Origin of the sequence: Bradyrhizobium sp. CCBAU 45389, assembly GCF_028128625.1 — a bacterium.
Lineage (GTDB): Bacteria > Pseudomonadota > Alphaproteobacteria > Rhizobiales > Xanthobacteraceae > Bradyrhizobium > Bradyrhizobium liaoningense_B.
The window spans coordinates 226728-244072 of sequence record NZ_LBIY01000099.1; the positions used below are offsets into that span (position 1 = coordinate 226728).

Consider the following 17345-nt stretch of genomic DNA (forward strand, 5'->3'; position numbering starts at 1 on the left):
TCAGGCTTGCGTCGCGCGGATCATGTCGATGACCGGCTTGGATTCCGGCCGCGCCTTGATGAAGTTCTCGTACTGCGGCGCGACGCGCTTCTTGAACGCTTCACGGTCGCATTCGGCCACCGTCACGCCCTTCTCGGTCAAAGCCGCCAGCGCCTCCTTCTCGACCGCGAGCCCATGAGCACGGGTGTCGACCGCGGCCTTCTTCGCGGCATCGAGAAAACCCTCGCGCAGCTTCGGATCCATGCGGTTGTAGGTCATGTCGCTGAAATAGATCGCGAGCGGCGAGAAATTGTGCTGCGTCAGCGCGTAGGACTTTGACGTCTCGAAGAACTTGCTGGCCAGGATCGTCGGTGGATCATGCTCGAGGCCATCCAGCACACCGGCCTGCAAGGCAGTATAGATCTCGCCGAAGGCCAGCGGCGTCGCGGCCGCGCCCATCAGGCGCAGACATTCGGTGATGACGGGATTGGGCAGGGTGCGGATCTTGAGGCCGGCGAGATCCTCCGGCGTCTTCACCGGCTTCTTCGCCAGCACGCTGCGAGAGCCGAAATTATAGGCCCAGGCGATGATGCGGATGTTGCCGCCCTTGAGCAGCGCGTCCTCGATCGGCTTGGCGGCGCCGGCATCGAACGCCTTGGTCTGTTGCGGGAAGCTCGAGAACAGGAAGCCGAGGTCGAAGGTGCCGACCAGCGGCACCAGATTGGCCGAGATCGACGAGCCCGACACCATGAGGTCGATGACACCGAGCTTCACCGAGTTGATGACGTCGATTTCCTGGCCGAGCTGGTTGTCGGGAAAGAACGCGACCTCGACCTGCTCACCGAGCCCGTTGCCCTTCAAATTCTTGACGAGGTTGTCGTAGTAGACGCGGCCATTGGCGTATTTGGGATCGTTCGGCAGCGAGGAGGAGCATTTCAGCTTCAGCGTCGCAGCTTCGGCACGGCCGATGATCCCTGGAGAGAGCACGAGGCCGGCGGTGACCGCCGCCGATGACTTGATGAACGCGCGACGGTTCACGGGCACGATGGTCATGGTGCGGTCTCTCCCCAATTATTCTTTTTGCAGCCGCAATCGTTGTCGCGGCGTGTTGGCTCGACTGTATGGCCAAAGCGACGACACAGGCAAGGGATGCGGCCGGCGGCGCCGCGACGGCGCGAGCGACAGGCGCGCTGCAGAAAACCGCGACGGAACGCCTTTGTTTATTGGTGTTTTCGCGCATGCCGCATGGCAGCGACGAGGCCTGCATGCAGGATTGAGAGGGATCGATCCAATTCAGGTATGGATCAATGCCGAACGCATATCGATTGGATTGTACGAAGCAGACAAACGAAAGCCGCGGGATCGTGATCCCGCGGCTCGCAACATTGGAGCGAATGCGGTGACGTCAGCGCGAATGCGCGCCGCTGAGCTGGCCGCCCGCAGCCTGGACATCACGCGAGGGACGCAGCGCGTAGGCGCCGTCGCCGAGCAGGGCCTGCGCCACGAGCGCGATCGCCCAGAAGGCGGGGAATTCCCAGCCGCCCTTCGGATTGGTGAAGAAGAAGCCGGCCGCGCCGTGCACCGTGAAGATCGCGCCGAGCAGGATCGGAATGCCGGCCAGCGCCGCATAGCGGGTCCAGACGCCGAGGATCAGGGCGACGCCGCTGAGCACTTCCACGGTCATGATGAGATAAGCGAGCTCGGGCGGGAAGCCGAGGCTGCCAAAGAACTTTGCGGTGCCGGCCGGGGTGAACACGAACAGCTTCAGGCTGGCATGGGCCAGGAACAGCGCGCCCAGGGTCACGCGCAGCACCAGTGCGGCGTAAGGGGCGGTACGGGAATCGATCATGGCGGTCTCCTTTGCGGCGCAACATGATCTATTCTCGATTCGGTGATAATCTGCTATTTTTGAAATATACTTCACACCAATAGAGTGAGATAGGTTTTGCTCGACCGTCTGACCAGCCTGGAAGTCTTCGCGAAGGTCGCCGCGGCCGGCAGTCTCTCCGGTGCGGCCCGGACCATGGGCCTGTCGCAGACCATGGTGACCAAGCATGTTGCCTCGCTGGAGGCGCGGCTCGGCACAAAACTGTTCCACCGCACCACGCGGCGGCTCTCCATCACCGAGGCCGGACGGAGCTATCTGGAATCCGCCGAGCGCATCCTCGCCGACATGGAGACCGCCGACGCCGCGATCGCACGCGAACGCGTCGAGCCGCGCGGGCTGCTGCGCGTCAACGTCCCCGTCGTGTTCGGCACAAGGCAGATTGCGCCTGCGATCGCCGAGTTTTCGGCCGCCCATCCCGAGGTCACCGTCGAGCTCGGTCTCAACGATCGCCTCGTCGACCTCGCCGAGGAAGGCTGGGACCTCGCGATCCGCATCGGCAGCTTGCGCGACTCCAGCATGGTGGCGCGAAAGCTCGCGCCGAACCGCCTCGTGGTCTGTGCCGCACCTTCATATCTGGCCAGGCACGGCACGCCGCGCACCGTCGCCGACCTCGCCCGGCACAATTGCCTCGGCTACACGCTCTCGCAGCAGGCGAGCGCAGCGGAATGGCTGTTCGGCGCAGAGGGCGAGATCCGCGTCCAGGTCAGCGGCACCTTGCGCGCCAACAACGGCGATGCGTTGCGCGCGGCGACGCTGGCCGGCCTTGGCCTCTCGCGACAACCCACCTTCATCATCGCCGACGATCTGCGCTCTGGCGCGCTCGTCGCGCTCCCGCTCGACCAGCCGGAGATCCAGACGTCGGCGGTCCATGCGGTCTACCTGCCCGATCGCCGTCCGCCGGCCAAGGTGCGCGCTTTCATCGACTTTCTCGCCGCGCGCTTTGCGCCTGTGACGCCCTGGGATCGCGGATTGCCGTGACGGCGCACGGCCGGACGCGCCGGCCGGGCAGACATCCTGCCCGATTTGTCGCACGCTCGAACGTGAGCCAGCGCACAGACAGTGTCATGGCCGGGACGTAGAAAAGGTGACATCATCGCGCGCATTGCCGATGGAGGTGACATCATGCGCCGTCCACTCCTTTCCAATTTGCTGCTTGCGTCCGGCCTTCTCGCACTCACACAATTGACGATGCCGACAGATGCCGCGGCCGAAGCGCGGCTTGCGCTGGTGATCGGCCAGTCCGCCTATCGCACCGTGCCGGAACTGCCCAATGCCGCCAACGATGCCAAGGGGATGACCGAGCTGCTCGGCAACGCCGGCTTCACCGTCACGTCGGCAGCCAATCTCGGCCAGAGCGAGATGCGCGCGGCGATCTCCGACTTCGCCGGCAAGGTCAGCGCCAGCGGCGCCGACACCGTCGCGCTGGTGTTCTATGCCGGCCACGGCCTGCAGATCGACGGCGAGAACTATCTGGTCCCCGTCGACCTCGATCCCAAGCGCGAGGCCGACATTCCGCTCCAGGGCGTGCGGCTGAACGACATGCTCAACACACTCGGCGCGCTGCCAACACGGGCGCGCATCTTCATGCTCGATGCCTGCCGCAACAACCCGTTCCCCGCGCTCAGCAGCGCCGGCCACGGGCTTGCGATCGTCGACACCAAGGCCGGCGCACCCGGCTCGTTCATTTCCTACTCGACCTCGCCCGGCGCCGAAGCCGAGGACGGCAACGGCATCGACAGCCCCTACACCACGGCCGCGCTGACCATCGCCAAGCAGCCCAATCTGCCGATCGAGGAAGTGTTCAAGCGTATCCGCGTCGCGGTGGCGCAATCGACCGACGGACGGCAGATCCCCTGGGAAAGCTCGTCGCTGACAACCGACTTCAAGTTCTTCGGCGGCGAGAGCAGCGGCGCGCCTGCTCTTCCGGGTGCGTCCGCGATGGCACTCGCCAGCGGTTCGCGCAGCGTCGCGGACTGGCGCCGGGATTTGCAGGGCAAGGAGCCGAAGGCCGCCTATGAGCTCGTGATCGCAGACGACACCGTGGAGGCGTATCAGGCCTATATCGAGCTCTACGCGCAGGACGCCCGCACGCCGCGCCTGCGCACGGTGGTGGAGCGCCGGCGCCAGATGCTGGCCTGGGAGCGCGCGGTCGCGATCAACACCCGCGCCTCGTTCGAGGCGTATCTGACGAACTGGGACAATAGCGATCTCGCGGCAACCGCGCGCAGGCTGCTGCTCCGCGTGCAGAACCGCAACTACGCCTTGCCGGTTGCCGCGGCGGCCACGCCTGCTCCGGTCGCCGTCGCGATGGCGCCGACCTGCCCGTGCTCGACGCCGACGCCTCCGGCGAGCCCGGTCAACCCGGCCGTGGCGCCAATCATCAAGAAGCGCGTCGACGAGACCCCGCCGAAGCGCAAGGTGGTCGAGACGCCGCCGAAGCCGCGCCGGCCACCGCCTGAAGTAGTGGTCTACGAGCGCGCACCGCCGCCGGATCGCGGCCCGCCGCCCGCCGCCGTGATGCAAGGCATCGGCATCGGAATTGGCCTCGGCATGGGCATGGGTGGCGGCGGCCGCGGCGGCGATTATCACAACGACCGCGGCCGGTACTGAGGCTGCCTATGCGACTCTAGTGCCCCGGACGCAGCGCAGCGCTCTTCAGCGGTGCGCTGCAGAGCCGGGGCCCATCTAACATCGCGTGATACCGCCTCCTGGGTCCCGGCTCTGCGTCGCACCGCTACGCGCTGCGCCGCGTCCGGGACACGGGCGCAGCGGACATCCGCCATCTGCCCCTTCCGAAAATGCTGTAGTCTGATCGGCCAACGCCAGCCTTTCCGGGATTCCAGATCAATGCCGCACGACGCCGACGCCAAGAGCTCAACAGAGCACGCATGGCCGCTGTTCCGCTCGCTCGCATCCTATTCCCTGCCGGGCGACCTGATGGCGGGGCTGACGCTGGCGGCTATTGCGATCCCCGAGCAGATGGCCACGGCGCGGCTCGGCGGCTTTGAGCCGCAGATCGGCTTCTTCGCGTTCATGGCCGGCTCGCTCGGCTTCGCACTGCTCGGCGGCAACCGCTTCCTCTCCTGCGGCGCGGATTCCACGATCACGCCGATCTTCGCCGGCGGGCTTGCCGCGCTCGCCGCAGTCGGCTCGCCGGACTATCAGGGGTACGCGGTCGCGCTGGCGCTGATGGTCGGCGCGATGATGCTCGCCGGCGGCGCCTTCCGCCTTGGCGGCATCGCCAACCTCCTGTCGGTGCCGGTCATGGTCGGCTTTCTCGCCGGCATCTCCGTCCACATCATCGTGTCGCAATTGCCCGGCGTGCTGGGACTGAAGTCGCCGAGCGGGCCGACGCTCGATCGCATCGGCGTGCTTGCCGGCGAGCTTAACCGCAGCAATCCCTTCACCCTGTGCATCGGCCTCGGTGTGCTCGCAACGGTCTTCATCTCCGAGAAGATCAGCGCGAAAATTCCGGGCGCGCTGATCGGGCTCGTCGCCGCGACGCTGGCCGTGATCGCGCTCGGACTCGAAAGCAAGGGTGTCAGCGTGGTCGGCAGCGTGCCGGGCACGCTGCCGCGGCTCACCCTGCCCGAGCTTGCGCCGGAGCATTGGGTGCATCTTGTGTCGCTCGCCTTCGTCATCACGGTCGTGGTGATGGTGCAGACCGCCGCGACCACGCGCTCGTTTCCGTCCGATCCCGACAAGCCTGCCGACGTCGACCGCGACTTCCTCGGCGCCGGCGCCGGCAGCGTGCTGGCCGGCCTGTTCGGTGCGTTTCCGGTCAATGCCAGCCCGCCGCGCACGGGGATCGTCGCCGAGACCGGCGGACAATCGCAGCTCGCGGGGCTTGCGGCCGCGGCAATCGTGCTGGCGCTGCTCGTATTCGGCACGGGACTGCTGCAGCACGTTCCGGACGCAGCGCTCGGCGGCATCCTGCTGTTCGTCGCGCTGCGCATCATCCGCACGAAGCAGATCGCCACGATCTACCGCCAATCTCGAAGCGAATTCCTGCTCATCGTCGCGACCGCGGCGCTGATCATCGTGCTTCCGATCCAGCAGGGCGCATTCCTCGGCATCGTGCTGTCGCTGCTGCACGGCATCTGGAGCACGACGCGGGCACGGCTGGTCGAGTTCGAGCGCGTGCCGGGCACCACGATCTGGTGGCCAACCCATCCGCACATCAGCGGCGAGCGCATCGAGGGCGTTGCCGTGATCGGGCTGCAGGCGCCGCTCTCGTTCCTCAACGCACCGGGTTTCCGCAGCGACGTGGCGAAGGTGCTCGGCACCGCGACGCCGCAACTCCTGGTGCTGGAAGCGAGCGGCATGGTCGAGATCGACTTCACCGCCGCGCAGATCCTGCTGGACATCTTCAAGGCCTGCAACGAGCAGGGCGTCACCGTCGCGCTGGCACGCCTGGAATCGGTGCGCGCGCAGGACGCGTTCGAGCGCTTCAGATTGTACGACGCCCTGCCCCGCGAGCGCGTCTTCCACAGCGTGGAGGAAGCGGTGCGCAAGCTGGCGAAATAGTCGTCTCTACTGTGCCAGCACGGGATGATCCCGCTGCACCGTCTCGCGGATCCAGCTGGCATGGATCGCGCGAAACAGGATCTGCGCGGTCTTGAGATCGCCCGCCGCCATGCAGAGATCGACGATGCGATGGACCGCATCATCGCGCATCAGTCCGTCCGAGATCTTCATCGCGATCTCCATCGCGACCTTGGCCGCGCGCTCGTAGCGCGCGCTTTCGCGCTTGTCGTTGCGCGCCGACCCCGCCGCGCTCGCGGCCGCCGCCTCGCAGATCGCACGAATGCGCGCGGCGGCCTCGATGTCGCCGAGCGGCCCCTCGATGGCTTCGTCCCAGATGTCCTGTCGCGTCTCGCGCGCGAACCACGTCATCGCACCACCATCCGCGATCTCCGAGCCGTCATCTTGCCGCTTCAGCCTCCCTCGAGCATAGGGAGGCCCACCGAGATCGGCGAGGCGATTTTTCCGTCACACTCCATCTCGATGCGCATTCAGGACGTCCGACGTGGTCCGATGGCCTCGAACTGCGCCTTCTGCTCGTCATTCAGCGTGGCGTAGAAATCCTCCAGCGCCGCGCGCACCGATTTGACGCCGTCGAGCATCATGTCGAGCCGCTTGCCGACCGCGGCCATTCGCGCCGGCGGCGTCATCACCTCGCTCGGCTGGCAGGCCGCCTTGAGCGATGCGCTGACCTTGGCACTGGTGTCCTGGAGCACCTGCAGCGCGGCGCGCTGAGTGTCGTTGGGATGAAGCCGGGCCTCGATATCGGTGCCGGGCCAATCGAGCCCAGCAGGCGCACCGCAGGTCTGAACCAGCGATCCCCCGCTGCCGTTGGACGCCGTCGTGCGACGCTGATCTTCCGCCAGCGCGTTGAACCGTGCCTTCTGCTCGTCGGTGAGCGAGCCATAGAAGCTGTCGAGCGCGGGCTGAACGAGATCGACGGCTTTCACCATTGCCTCGATACGCTGCTGCATCGCCGCCAGCCGGCCGGGTGCCGTCGCTGCGACCTGCGTCGGACAGGACGTGCGGATCAGCGCTGCAGCGTCGATCGAGGCATTGCCGAGCGCATCGAGACTGGCGCCTTGCGCCTCGGTCGGCTGCACCGCCGCGGCGATCTGGTCGACCGGAAGACCGACAATCGCGCGCCGGTCGCTGCCGCACAGCTGATCCAGCGCAACGCCTCGCGCTTGCCGCCGTCCCTGCGGTCGCTGCGGCAGATAGGCCGACAGGCCATCATAGCCGTAGGGTCCGAAGAGGCCGGCATAGATGTCCGGATAGCCGTAGCCCCAGAAGCCGAGACCGTCGCCCCAGATCGTGTAGTCGTAGAGGTCGTTATAGGCGAACGGCCAGAACAGCGGTCCGACCCAGCCATAACCGCCGCCCGGATGCTGCCACCATCCGCTGCTTGCGCCATGCCAGCCGGCGAGCGCGGCCGCCGCCGTGATCTGGGCGCGCGCTGCCGGGTTGCTGATCAGACGACCGTTGCGGAAAGCGCTGGAATGCAGGTTGAGAGCGTTGCGGAAATTCGCGGGGCGCACGGACGCATTGCGGATCTGACCGAAATTCGAACCGTGTCGGCCGCCCGTCGCAAACCGCATCGCGCGATGATGACCGCCCCCATGCGCATGCCCGAAGCCGTGGCCACGGAAATGGCCGCCGCCATGATGGCCATGCCCGCCGCCGTGATGGCCACCGCCATGCCCGCCGCCGTGACCACCGCCATGGCCGCCACCATGTCCCCCACCGTGACCGCCACCGCCCTTCCCCAGAGCCGTTCCCGCCAGCAGGCAGGCAAGCGCCATCACGGCAATTCCAATGACCGGTCGCAACATCGCATCCTCCCGCAAAGCCGCGCCATTGAGGCATCGGAAATTGTCGGGAATTGGAACCGCTCCGGCTGCCGAAAGTTCCCGGACTGCGTTACACCTCCGGCACGATCTTGCCGGGATTGAAGATATTGAGCGGATCGAGCGCCTTTTTCAGCGCCCGCATCGCGTCCAGCGCCTCGGGGCCGAGCTCGGCCTTGAGATATTTCTGCTTGCCCTGGCCGATGCCGTGCTCGCCGGTGCAGGTGCCGTCCATCGACTGCGCGCGCTCGACCAGGCGGTGCATGAACTCCTCGCCGCGCGCCATCTCGGCGGCGTCGTTGGTGTCGCAGACCAGCGAGCAGTGGAAATTGCCGTCGCCGACATGGCCGACGATCGGCGACAACAAATTGAGGCGCTTGAGATCTTCCTCGGTCTCGCTGACACAGTCGGCAAGCCGCGAGATCGGCACGCAGACATCGGTCGCGACCACGCCGATGCTGTCGCCGGGGCGCAGCGCCTTCACCGACCAATAGGCGTCATGCCGGGCCTGCCACAGCTTGGTGCGATCCTCGGGCTTGGTGGTCCAGGAGAATTCGCCGCCGCCGCAGTCCTTTGCGATCTCGCCGAACGCCTTGGACTGCTCGGCGACCTCGATCTCGCTGCCGTGGAATTCCATCAAGAGCAGCGGCGTCTCCGGCAGCGTCAGCTTCGAATAGGCGTTGCAGGCCTTCACCTGCGCAGCGTTGAGCAGCTCGATGCGCGCCACGGGAATGCCGGTCTGGATCGCCAGGATCACCGCCTGACACGCCCCGTGCACGGACTCAAATGACACCGCGCCGGCTGCGATCGTCTCGGGGATGCCACGCAGGCGGATCGTCAGTTCCGAGATGATGCCGAGCGTGCCTTCGGCGCCGACGAACAGATGCGTCAGGTCGTAGCCTGCGGACGATTTCTTCGCGCGCGTGCCCGTGGTGATGATCTCGCCGTCGCCGCGCACCACCTTCAGCGCCAGCACGCTGTCGCGCATGGTGCCGTAGCGCACCGCATTGGTGCCGGAGGCGCGCGTCGAGGCCATGCCGCCGAGGGACGCATCCGCGCCGGGATCGATCGGGAAGAACAGGCCCTGGTCGCGCAGGTGCTCGTTCAGCGCCTTGCGGGTGACGCCGGGCTGGATCACGCAGTCGAGGTCCTCGGCATGCACCGCGAGCACCTTGTTCATGTCGCGCAGGTCGATCGAGATGCCGCCGGCGGGCGCGTTGACCTGGCCCTCGAGCGAGGTGCCGGTACCGAAGGCGATCACGGGCACGCGGTTCTTCGCACAGATCCGCACCACGTCCTGGATGTCGGCGGTCTCCTGCGCCATCACCACGCCGTCCGGCGGCTGGTTGACGATCCACGTGGTGGTATGGCCGTGCTGCTCGCGGACGGCCTGCGAGGTGACGAGGCGGTTGCCGAAGCGTGCGGCAAGCTGTTCCAGCGCGCTCGCGAGGGCTTTCGGCTCCGGCCGCGGCGGATTATTGGTGATGGTCGTACCCACGGAAATTCCTCCGACAGAACAACCGTGGCAAAGGACATATAACCGGTCAAGTCAAGGGACCGGACGCATAGCTTGGGAAGGACACATGCCGGAGACCGCCGCCACAGCGCCCGACGCGGAGCCGTTCCGCTCCTCGATCATGCAGATCGAGCCGCAATGGATCGACTACAACGGCCATCTCAACATGGCCTATTACAACGTGATGTTCGACCGGGCGATCGACGAGTTCTGGCTCGAGCTCGGGATTGGCCCGGTCTACAAGAAAGAGCGCCACGGCTCGACCTTCACCGCCGAATGCCATGTGCGCTATTTGCGCGAGATCCATCTCGGCGATCCCGTGCAGATCCTGGTGTGGCTGCTGGCAGCCGACGACAAGCGGCTGCACACATTCGAGGAGATGAGGCACGGCACCGAGGGCTGGCTGTCAGCCACATCGGAAAACATGTCGCTGCACATGGACATGAAGGCGCGGCGCGTTGCGTCGTTTCCGCCCGACATCCAGCAGCGCATCGCAGGCATTGCCAGGGCCCATTGCGCCCTGTCGCGCCCCGAGGGCATCGGCCGCAGCGTGGCGATGCCCTCGAAGCGGTAGCTAAGCAGACCTCTCTAGCCCCTCATCCTGAGGAGCCCGCGAAGCGGGCGTCTCGAAGGATGCAAGGCCACAGTCGGGCCTGCACGGTTCGAGACGCGCGTTCCGCGCTCCTCACCATGAGGATAACACCGCTATATCCTGGTTCGGCCGCGTGCCAAGCCGATCACGGCCGAGACCAGGAACAGCACGACCGCGATGAAGAAGATGATCTTGGCGATCTCGATCGAGGCGCCGGCGATGCCGCCGAAGCCCAGGATGCCGGCGATCAGTGCGATAACCAGAAACGTCACAACCCAGCCTAGCATGGTCAAACCCTCGTCTTGATGTCTCTCGGCACGGCTGGCCGCGCCACCTGCCCAGACAATCTCGACGCGGGAACGATGGTTCCGAGACGTATAACGGCGAAATTCACCCCTGCCGCAGGAACAAATCGGCCCGCCACGTACGTGGAAAACCTGGCATCGCCGCCCCATATAGGGACCAATCCCTGTTAAGAAGGCTCCCTCCCGTCACCCCGCGGTGCCATCGTGGGGCCAAATGATTCGCATGACCGAGCCGAGCAAGATCAACAGCGTACCCGACCACCAGCCCGCAGCCGGCGGCATCGCCGCGCGTGCGCGCGCCTCGGTGGGCCCGAAATATTTGTCCGGGCTCAATCCGGAGCAGCGCGACGCGGTGGAGACGCTGGACGGTCCGGTCCTGGTGCTGGCCGGCGCCGGCACCGGCAAGACGCGTGTGCTGACGACGCGCATCGCCCATATCCTGAGCCAGGGCCGCGCCCGCCCCGCCGAGATCCTGTCGGTGACCTTCACCAACAAGGCCGCGCGCGAGATGAAGCACCGGCTCGGCCAGATGCTCGGCCACGCCGTGGAGGGCATGCCGTGGCTCGGCACCTTCCATTCCATCGGCGGCCGCATCCTGCGTTTCCATGCCGAGCTGGCGCAGCTCAAATCGAATTTCACCGTGCTCGACGTCGATGACCAGGTGCGGCTGCTCAAGCAGCTATTGCAGGCCGAGAACATCGACGACAAGCGCTGGCCCGCACGCATGCTGGCCGGCCTGATCGACGGCTGGAAGAACCGCGGCCTGATGCCGTCGCAGGTGCCCTCGGGCGAGGCCGCGATGTTCGCCAACGGCAAGGGCGGCAAGCTCTACACGAGCTATCAGGAGCGGCTGAAGATCCTGAACGCGGCCGATTTCGGCGATCTCTTGCTGGAGAACATCCGCATCTTCCGCGAGCACCCGGATATCCTCAGGCAGTACCAGCAGCGCTTCAAGTTCATCCTGGTCGACGAGTACCAGGATACGAACGTCGCGCAATATCTGTGGCTGCGGCTGCTGTCGCAGGCGCCGTCGTCTGCTTCCTTCGCCTCTCCCCGCTTGCGGGGAGAGGCCGACGCACGCAGTGCGGCGGGTGAGGGGGACTCTCCGAGCACCGAACTCGTGGAGACTCCCCCTCATCCCGACCTTCTCCCCGCAAGCGGGGAGAAGGAGAAGACCAAAAACATCTGCTGCGTCGGCGACGACGACCAGTCGATCTATGGCTGGCGCGGCGCCGAGGTCGACAACATCCTGCGTTTCGAGCACGATTTCCCGGGCGCTAAGGTGATCCGCCTCGAGCGCAACTACCGCTCCACCGGCCACATCCTCGCCGCCGCCTCGCATCTGATCGCGCACAATGAGGGCCGGCTCGGCAAGACGCTGCGCACCGAGGACCAGGACGGCGAGAAGGTCACGGTCACGGGCTCCTGGGATTCGGAAGAGGAAGCGCGCGGCATCGGCGAGGAGATCGAGCAGATCCAGCGCCAGGGCGAGAAGCTCAACGAGATCGCGATTCTCGTGCGCGCCTCCTACCAGATGCGCGAATTCGAAGACCGTTTCGTCACGCTCGGCCTGCCCTATCGCGTCATCGGCGGCCCGCGCTTCTACGAGCGCGCCGAAATCCGCGACGCACTGGCTTATCTGCGCGTGATCAATTCGCCGGCCGACGATCTCGCCTTCGAGCGCATCGTCAATACACCGAAGCGCGGCCTCGGCGATGCCACCGTGCAGATGCTGCACGACCACGCCCGCAAGCGCCGCATTCCGCTGTTCGAGGCGGCGCGCGCGGTGGTCGAGACCGACGAGCTGAAGCCGAAGGCGCGTGGGTCACTTCGCGACCTCGTCGCGCAGTTCGACCGCTGGCGCGCCCAGCGCGAGGTCACCGCGCACACTGATCTGGCCCAGATCGTGCTCGACGAGAGCGGCTACACCGAGATGTGGCAGAAGGACCGCTCGGCGGACGCTGCGGGCCGGCTGGAGAACCTGAAAGAGCTCGTGCGCTCGATGGAGGAGTTCGAGAACCTGCAAGGGTTTTTGGAGCACATCTCGCTGGTGATGGACCGCGACGGCGGCGCCGAGGAGGATGCGGTGTCGCTGATGACGCTGCATTCGGCCAAGGGTCTCGAATTCGACAACGTGTTCCTGCCGGGCTGGGAGGAAGGCCTGTTCCCGAGCCAGCGCACGCTGGACGAACAGGGCCGCGCCGGCCTGGAAGAAGAGCGCCGGCTCGGTCATGTCGGCCTGACCCGCGCCCGCCGCCGCGCCATGATCTATTTCGCGACCAACCGGCGCATCCATGGCACCTGGTCGACCACGATCCCCTCGCGCTTCCTCGACGAATTGCCCGCAGCCAATGTCGAGATCACGGAATCCAAGGGCGGCTCGGCCTGGGGCGGCACCGGCGGCTACGGCGCCTCGCGCTTCGACGACATGGAGGCGTTCGGCTCCAGCTACACGACGCCGGGCTGGCAGCGCGCCCAGGCCAACCGCAATCGTGGCGGCGGCCGCAATAGCGGTGGCCGAAGCGGCGGCTTCGAGGAAGAGGCCGCGACGTTCTCGTCCTCCTCGTCGTCGGGCCCGGATTTCGGCAGCTTCTCCTCGCGCCGCCGCGGTCCCCTGACGATCGAGGGCGAGCTGGTCGCCAAATCCACCGGCACCACCTCGGAATTCGCGATTTCCGACCGCGTCTTCCACCAGAAATTCGGCTACGGCCGCGTCACCAAGATCGACGGCAACAAGCTCACCATCGCCTTCGACAAGGCCGGCGAGAAGAAGGTCGTGGACAGTTTTGTGCAGCGGGCGTGAGGCCTGACGTGGCTCAGTACGTTGCCATCATCGAGGACGCAGATCCGGACGCCGTTAGCCTGTGGTTTCCCGACCTGCCGGGCTGCATTTCAGGCGGCGACGACGTTGACGAGGCCCTGGAGAACGCGCCCGAAGCGCTCGCGTTCTATGCTCAGGAGTTGACAGAGGATGGCGGCCGGCTTCCCCCGCCGAGGACGCTGGCCGAGCTTGAGGCCGACCCGGAATTTGCCGAGGACCTCAGGAACCACACGGCCGTCCTGATCGAATGGCCTCCCCTCACTGAGGCCACGGAGTGAGGACTGTTCGCCGCACTCGCCGGACTCTCGACAGTTCTCCCCCGAACAGCCCTTGACCACCGCGAACTTCCCCGTATCAGATAAACCCATGGTCCGGGGCTCCATCACATTGATCGTGCTTGCATTGGTTATGCCGTCGCTTGCGGCGGCCGAGACCATGAGCTTTGGCGATTCGATCGGGAAGCTGGCGGCGAGCTGCGGCGCGGAAATCGTCGCCAATTGCCGCGGCGTCAATCCGGACTCGACCCGGCTGAAGGAGTGCCTGTCGCGCAACCGCGACGTGCTCTCGCCGCAGTGCCAGAGCGACTATCTTGGCGTCTTCGACGCCATCCAGAAGCGCGTCGCCGCACGCGTCACGGTGGCGAATGCCTGCCAGCGCGAGATCGTCAAGGTCTGCGGCGGCTCGACCAAGGAGACCAGCAAGTCGATCCCCTGCCTGGTCTCGACGCCCAAGGGCATCAGCAACAACTGCCTGAAGGCCGTTGACGACGCGGGGTATCGCTGATGCGCGCGAATAGACTCTCCGCCGCAGGACTATGCGTCGCGCTCGGTCTCGCCGTGCTTGCGGGCGCCGCACGCGCACAGACGGCGGCGCCGACCCGCGACGACATCGTCGGCAAGCTGAACCACTTCGAAGAAGCCGGCGAGGTCGACCTCCCCGCGCTCAAGCAGCAGGTGATGGAGCGCGCCAAGGCCAGGATCAAGAACGATCCGGGTCCGGTGAACCGGCCGCTGATCGCGCCCGACCTCGCCAAGCTGCCCGCCTTCAACGCGCAGATCCAGTTCGACGCCGACACGCCGATCATCCAGCCGGCGTCCTACCAGGCCGTCGGCCGCATCGCCGACGCGCTGGTTCATTTCTCGCTGCTGCCCTACACCTTCCTGATCGTCGGCCATGTCGAATCCAATTCGAAGACGCGCGAGGCCAATGCGATCCTGAGCCAGCGCAGGGCAGATGCGATCCGCGACGTGCTGGTGAACACGTTCAAGATCTCGACCAAGCGGCTGCATCCGATCGGCCTCGGTGAGGAGCAGTTTCTCGACCGGGCCAAACCGACCTCGGCCGTCAACGGCCAATTGCAGATCCTGACGTACGCCAAGCTGCCCGAGGACGCGCCCGCGCATCCGGCTGCGGCAACTGCGCCTGCGGCGAAAAAGCCCGCCAAGAAGCGGTAAGCAGACGCTCCCAAGCGCCCGACGGAACCCTTTGAAGTCCTGATCGTTTTGTGACCTGTCCCACAGCGCGACGGTATGGTCTTGCGCGACAATAGTGCCGGTTTGTGCACTGCTCTATCCGGTGCTATAGCCTCTGTTCGTCCTTCCCCGACCCCGTTCTGCATGAGACCAAGATGGGTGGCTTTTTTCAACGCCAACTTGCCGTTTATGTCGAGTACCATCGTGATCCCCGGAACACGGCGATGCATGTGGTGGGCATCCTTCTGCTGTTCACCGGCGCGGTGATGCCGCTGACGCTGGTGAAGGTCGCGCTGTTCGGGTCCGAGGTCAGCCTGGCGGTGATCCTGGCCTTGCCGGTGCTGATCTACTGGCTGCTGCTCGATCTGGCGCTCGGGGCCGGCATTCTGGCCGTCTCCATCGTGCTGTTCTCGATCGCGTCGACCATTGCGGCGCAGGTCAGCACCGTGACGATGTGGGCGATTTTTGCCGTCCTGGTCGCGCTCGGCTTCGCCGCGCAGACCATCGGCCACAAGGTTTTTGAGGGCCGCGAGGCCTCGTTGTTCACGTTTCCCTCGCATCTTTTGCTGGGACCGATGTTTGTCATGGCAAAATTATTCATTGCACTGGGCTTCCGTCGCGACCTTGCCGCGATTCTGGCGCCTCTTCCGACCAATTCCCTTTCAACCCGATAGCTCCAGAAGCGAAACAGCAAACCTTCTTCATGGCTCTCGTACTGGTTACCGGTGGCAGCGGTTTCATCGGACATCATCTCGTAGAAGCGCTCCGCGCCCGTGGGCAGCGGGTGCGTGTTCTCGATGTCCAGCCGGCGGCCGCCGCCAACGCCGACGTCGACTACGTTCATGGCTCCGTGCTGGATAGCGCCGCGGTCGATACCGCGCTGTCCGGCGTCGACCAAGTCTATCACCTCGCAGGCCTGCCCGGCATGTGGGTCGCCAACAAGCAGGACTTTCACGACGTGAATTGCCGCGGCACCGAGGTGGTGCTGGCGGCTGCGATGAAGCGCGGCGTGTCGCGCTTCCTGCACTGCTCGACGGAATCGATCCTGTTCCCCTATTCCGACCTCAACGGCGTTCCCGCCGAAGAGGCGTTGCAGCCGGCCGACGCGATGCCGGGCGCCTATACGCGGTCGAAGTCGCTCGCCGAGCATCATGCCGCCAAGGCCGCGGCCGAGGGCTTTCCGCTGGTGATCGGCACGCCGACCATGCCGATCGGCGCCGCCGACCACAATCTGACGCCGCCGACCGCAATGCTCTGGTACTTCCTGCAGAAGAAGGTGCAGCCGCATCTCAACTTCCTGGTCAATCTCGTCGACGTCCGTGACGTCGCCATGGGCCTCGTGCTGACCATGGAGCGCGGCCGCGTCGGCCAGCGCTACATCCTCGGCGGCGACTGCGTCCCGCTCGGGCGGATCCTGCGGATGATGTCGGCGATGAGCGGCCGCCGCCAGTTCCCGATCGTCGTGCCCGGCAAGATCGCCGAGCTCTCCGGCATCATGCTCGAATATCTGGCCGACAACTTCACGCGCCGGCCGCCCAACGGCACCGCCGAGGGCGTGCGCATCGCGCTTGCCGCGAGCGACCTCTCGATCGGCAAGGCCCGTACCGAGCTCGGCTATTCGCCGCGCCCGATCGAGCCGGTCCTGCGCGAAACCATCACCCATCTGCTCGCCCGCAACGGCCAGCAGCCCTCCGGCGCCATCGAGCATCACGCGCTGTCCTCGCGCGCGAGCTGAAGCCGCCGCCTAACGCAAAGAACCTTCATGTCCTTCGATTTCAGCAAGCTTCTCTCTGTCGCCTGGGGTGGCTGGACCACGGCCTGGCCGACCGAACTCCTGGCCCTGATCTGGCTCGCCTTTCTCGCCAGCTGGGTCGGCGCCTCGTTCTGGCAGGGGCGGACCAAGAAGCAGGTCATGACGCTGGAGTCGCAGCGCTATCGCCTTCCGATCTTGGTCGGCGGCATCCTGTACACGCCGTGGGTTGCACAGATCCTGGGCTGGAAGCCGCTCTGGGTGCTCGGCAACACCGGCATCACCATCGCCGCGGTCCTCTCGGCCGCCGGCATCGCCTTTGCCTGGTGGGGCCGGCTGCATCTCGGAAAATTCTGGTCCAACACCATCACCCACAAGGAAGACCACCGGGTCATCGACACCGGCCCCTACGGCATCGTGCGTCACCCGATCTACACCGGTTTGATCTTCGGCATGCTCGTCACCGGCATCGCAATCGGCCTCGTAACGACGATCCTCGGCGCGATCCTGATCTCGCTCGGCATGTGGCAGAAGGGCCGGATGGAAGAGGTGTTTCTGTCCAAGGAGCTCGGCGAGGACGCCTACGGCGCATACTGCCGCCGCGTGCCGATGATCATCCCGTTCACCTCGCCGCGGTGAGGTAGCAAGACG

General features: G+C 65.9%; 18 protein-coding genes. 12 read left to right on the forward strand and 6 right to left on the reverse strand.

Annotated features, from left to right (window positions below; all coding sequences use genetic code 11):
• Positions 1-1032 (reverse strand): TRAP transporter substrate-binding protein, encoded by a 1032-nt coding sequence (locus XH79_RS40255; RefSeq protein WP_271585288.1) that lies wholly within the window; start codon positions 1030-1032, stop codon positions 1-3.
• Between the two features lie 68 nt (positions 1033-1100).
• Between XH79_RS40255 and XH79_RS40260 the strand changes: the two genes are divergently transcribed.
• Positions 1101-1256 (forward strand): hypothetical protein, encoded by a 156-nt coding sequence (locus tag XH79_RS40260; RefSeq protein WP_271585289.1) that lies wholly within the window; start codon positions 1101-1103, stop codon positions 1254-1256.
• 128 nt (positions 1257-1384) lie between these two features.
• On the opposite strand, the gene XH79_RS40265 is transcribed toward XH79_RS40260, so the two are convergent.
• Complete coding sequence (locus XH79_RS40265) at positions 1385-1828, reverse strand: DoxX family protein (protein WP_212339612.1); 444 nt, start codon at positions 1826-1828, stop codon at positions 1385-1387.
• A 96-nt stretch (positions 1829-1924) separates the two neighbouring features.
• On the opposite strand from XH79_RS40265, the gene XH79_RS40270 reads away from it, so the two are divergent.
• The 3 genes from XH79_RS40270 (at position 1925) to XH79_RS40280 (ending at position 6394) form a co-directional block, all read left to right on the forward strand.
• The gene (locus tag XH79_RS40270) at positions 1925-2845 is read left to right on the forward strand and encodes a LysR family transcriptional regulator (protein ID WP_271585290.1); all 921 of its coding nucleotides are present in this window, start codon (positions 1925-1927) and stop codon (positions 2843-2845) included.
• Between the two features lie 144 nt (positions 2846-2989).
• The gene (locus XH79_RS40275) at positions 2990-4477 is read left to right on the forward strand and encodes a caspase family protein (RefSeq protein ID WP_271585291.1); all 1488 of its coding nucleotides are present in this window, start codon (positions 2990-2992) and stop codon (positions 4475-4477) included.
• 237 nt (positions 4478-4714) lie between these two features.
• Positions 4715-6394 (forward strand): SulP family inorganic anion transporter, encoded by a 1680-nt coding sequence (locus tag XH79_RS40280; RefSeq protein ID WP_271585292.1) that lies wholly within the window; start codon positions 4715-4717, stop codon positions 6392-6394.
• A gap of 6 nt (positions 6395-6400) precedes the next feature.
• On the opposite strand, the gene XH79_RS40285 is transcribed toward XH79_RS40280, so the two are convergent.
• From XH79_RS40285 to XH79_RS40295, 3 genes are all read right to left on the reverse strand, one after another.
• Positions 6401-6763, reverse strand: a complete 363-nt coding sequence (locus tag XH79_RS40285; RefSeq protein ID WP_271585293.1) for a hypothetical protein — start codon at positions 6761-6763, stop codon at positions 6401-6403.
• A gap of 119 nt (positions 6764-6882) precedes the next feature.
• A complete protein-coding gene (locus XH79_RS40290; protein WP_271585294.1) occupies positions 6883-8223 on the reverse strand; it encodes a Spy/CpxP family protein refolding chaperone in 1341 nt (446 codons plus the stop codon).
• An 88-nt stretch (positions 8224-8311) separates the two neighbouring features.
• The gene (locus XH79_RS40295; protein WP_271585295.1) at positions 8312-9736 is read right to left on the reverse strand and encodes an FAD-binding oxidoreductase; all 1425 of its coding nucleotides are present in this window, start codon (positions 9734-9736) and stop codon (positions 8312-8314) included.
• An 85-nt stretch (positions 9737-9821) separates the two neighbouring features.
• Between XH79_RS40295 and XH79_RS40300 the strand changes: the two genes are divergently transcribed.
• Positions 9822-10328 carry a thioesterase family protein gene (locus tag XH79_RS40300; RefSeq protein ID WP_271585296.1) on the forward strand — a complete coding sequence of 169 codons (507 nt, stop codon included), beginning with the start codon at positions 9822-9824 and terminating at the stop codon, positions 10326-10328.
• Positions 10329-10459: 131 nt separating this feature from the next.
• Here the strand turns inward: XH79_RS40300 and XH79_RS40305 are convergent, their stop codons facing one another.
• Entirely contained in the window at positions 10460-10633 is a 174-nt protein-coding gene (locus tag XH79_RS40305; RefSeq protein ID WP_212339620.1) for a DUF1328 domain-containing protein, read from the reverse strand.
• Positions 10634-10865: 232 nt separating this feature from the next.
• Between XH79_RS40305 and XH79_RS40310 the strand changes: the two genes are divergently transcribed.
• The 7 genes from XH79_RS40310 to XH79_RS40340 all read left to right on the forward strand — a co-directional run bounded on the left by XH79_RS40310 (position 10866) and on the right by XH79_RS40340 (position 17333).
• The gene (locus XH79_RS40310) at positions 10866-13454 is read left to right on the forward strand and encodes an ATP-dependent helicase (RefSeq protein ID WP_271585297.1); all 2589 of its coding nucleotides are present in this window, start codon (positions 10866-10868) and stop codon (positions 13452-13454) included.
• A gap of 8 nt (positions 13455-13462) precedes the next feature.
• The gene (locus tag XH79_RS40315; RefSeq protein ID WP_212339622.1) at positions 13463-13750 is read left to right on the forward strand and encodes a type II toxin-antitoxin system HicB family antitoxin; all 288 of its coding nucleotides are present in this window, start codon (positions 13463-13465) and stop codon (positions 13748-13750) included.
• An 88-nt stretch (positions 13751-13838) separates the two neighbouring features.
• Positions 13839-14255, forward strand: a complete 417-nt coding sequence (locus XH79_RS40320; protein WP_018640896.1) for a hypothetical protein — start codon at positions 13839-13841, stop codon at positions 14253-14255.
• Positions 14255-14926 (forward strand): OmpA family protein, encoded by a 672-nt coding sequence (locus XH79_RS40325; RefSeq protein WP_271585298.1) that lies wholly within the window; start codon positions 14255-14257, stop codon positions 14924-14926. Before XH79_RS40320 ends, XH79_RS40325 begins: the two co-directional genes overlap by 1 nt.
• 173 nt (positions 14927-15099) lie before the next feature.
• Positions 15100-15618, forward strand: coding sequence for an Mpo1 family 2-hydroxy fatty acid dioxygenase (locus XH79_RS40330; protein ID WP_212339624.1), 519 nt, complete (start codon positions 15100-15102; stop codon positions 15616-15618).
• A gap of 29 nt (positions 15619-15647) precedes the next feature.
• Positions 15648-16679, forward strand: coding sequence for an NAD-dependent epimerase/dehydratase family protein (locus tag XH79_RS40335; RefSeq protein ID WP_271585299.1), 1032 nt, complete (start codon positions 15648-15650; stop codon positions 16677-16679).
• Between the two features lie 27 nt (positions 16680-16706).
• Positions 16707-17333: a methyltransferase family protein gene (locus tag XH79_RS40340; protein WP_212339626.1), complete on the forward strand. Its 627-nt coding sequence runs from the start codon at positions 16707-16709 to the stop codon at positions 17331-17333.
• The last annotated feature ends 12 nt before the right edge of the window (positions 17334-17345 follow it).

Coding starts and splice junctions, on each gene's coding strand:
- XH79_RS40255 (WP_271585288.1), bottom strand. CDS start 1,032: ATGACCATCGTGCCCGTGAACCGTCGCGCGTTCATCAAGTCATCGGCG.
- XH79_RS40260 (WP_271585289.1), top strand. CDS start 1,101: ATGGCCAAAGCGACGACACAGGCAAGGGATGCGGCCGGCGGCGCCGCG.
- XH79_RS40265 (WP_212339612.1), bottom strand. CDS start 1,828: ATGATCGATTCCCGTACCGCCCCTTACGCCGCACTGGTGCTGCGCGTG.
- XH79_RS40275 (WP_271585291.1), top strand. CDS start 2,990: ATGCGCCGTCCACTCCTTTCCAATTTGCTGCTTGCGTCCGGCCTTCTC.
- XH79_RS40280 (WP_271585292.1), top strand. CDS start 4,715: ATGCCGCACGACGCCGACGCCAAGAGCTCAACAGAGCACGCATGGCCG.
- XH79_RS40285 (WP_271585293.1), bottom strand. CDS start 6,763: ATGACGTGGTTCGCGCGCGAGACGCGACAGGACATCTGGGACGAAGCC.
- XH79_RS40290 (WP_271585294.1), bottom strand. CDS start 8,223: ATGTTGCGACCGGTCATTGGAATTGCCGTGATGGCGCTTGCCTGCCTG.
- XH79_RS40300 (WP_271585296.1), top strand. CDS start 9,822: ATGCCGGAGACCGCCGCCACAGCGCCCGACGCGGAGCCGTTCCGCTCC.
- XH79_RS40305 (WP_212339620.1), bottom strand. CDS start 10,633: ATGCTAGGCTGGGTTGTGACGTTTCTGGTTATCGCACTGATCGCCGGC.
- XH79_RS40310 (WP_271585297.1), top strand. CDS start 10,866: ATGATTCGCATGACCGAGCCGAGCAAGATCAACAGCGTACCCGACCAC.
- XH79_RS40320 (WP_018640896.1), top strand. CDS start 13,839: ATGGTCCGGGGCTCCATCACATTGATCGTGCTTGCATTGGTTATGCCG.
- XH79_RS40325 (WP_271585298.1), top strand. CDS start 14,255: ATGCGCGCGAATAGACTCTCCGCCGCAGGACTATGCGTCGCGCTCGGT.
- XH79_RS40330 (WP_212339624.1), top strand. CDS start 15,100: ATGGGTGGCTTTTTTCAACGCCAACTTGCCGTTTATGTCGAGTACCAT.
- XH79_RS40335 (WP_271585299.1), top strand. CDS start 15,648: ATGGCTCTCGTACTGGTTACCGGTGGCAGCGGTTTCATCGGACATCAT.
- XH79_RS40340 (WP_212339626.1), top strand. CDS start 16,707: ATGTCCTTCGATTTCAGCAAGCTTCTCTCTGTCGCCTGGGGTGGCTGG.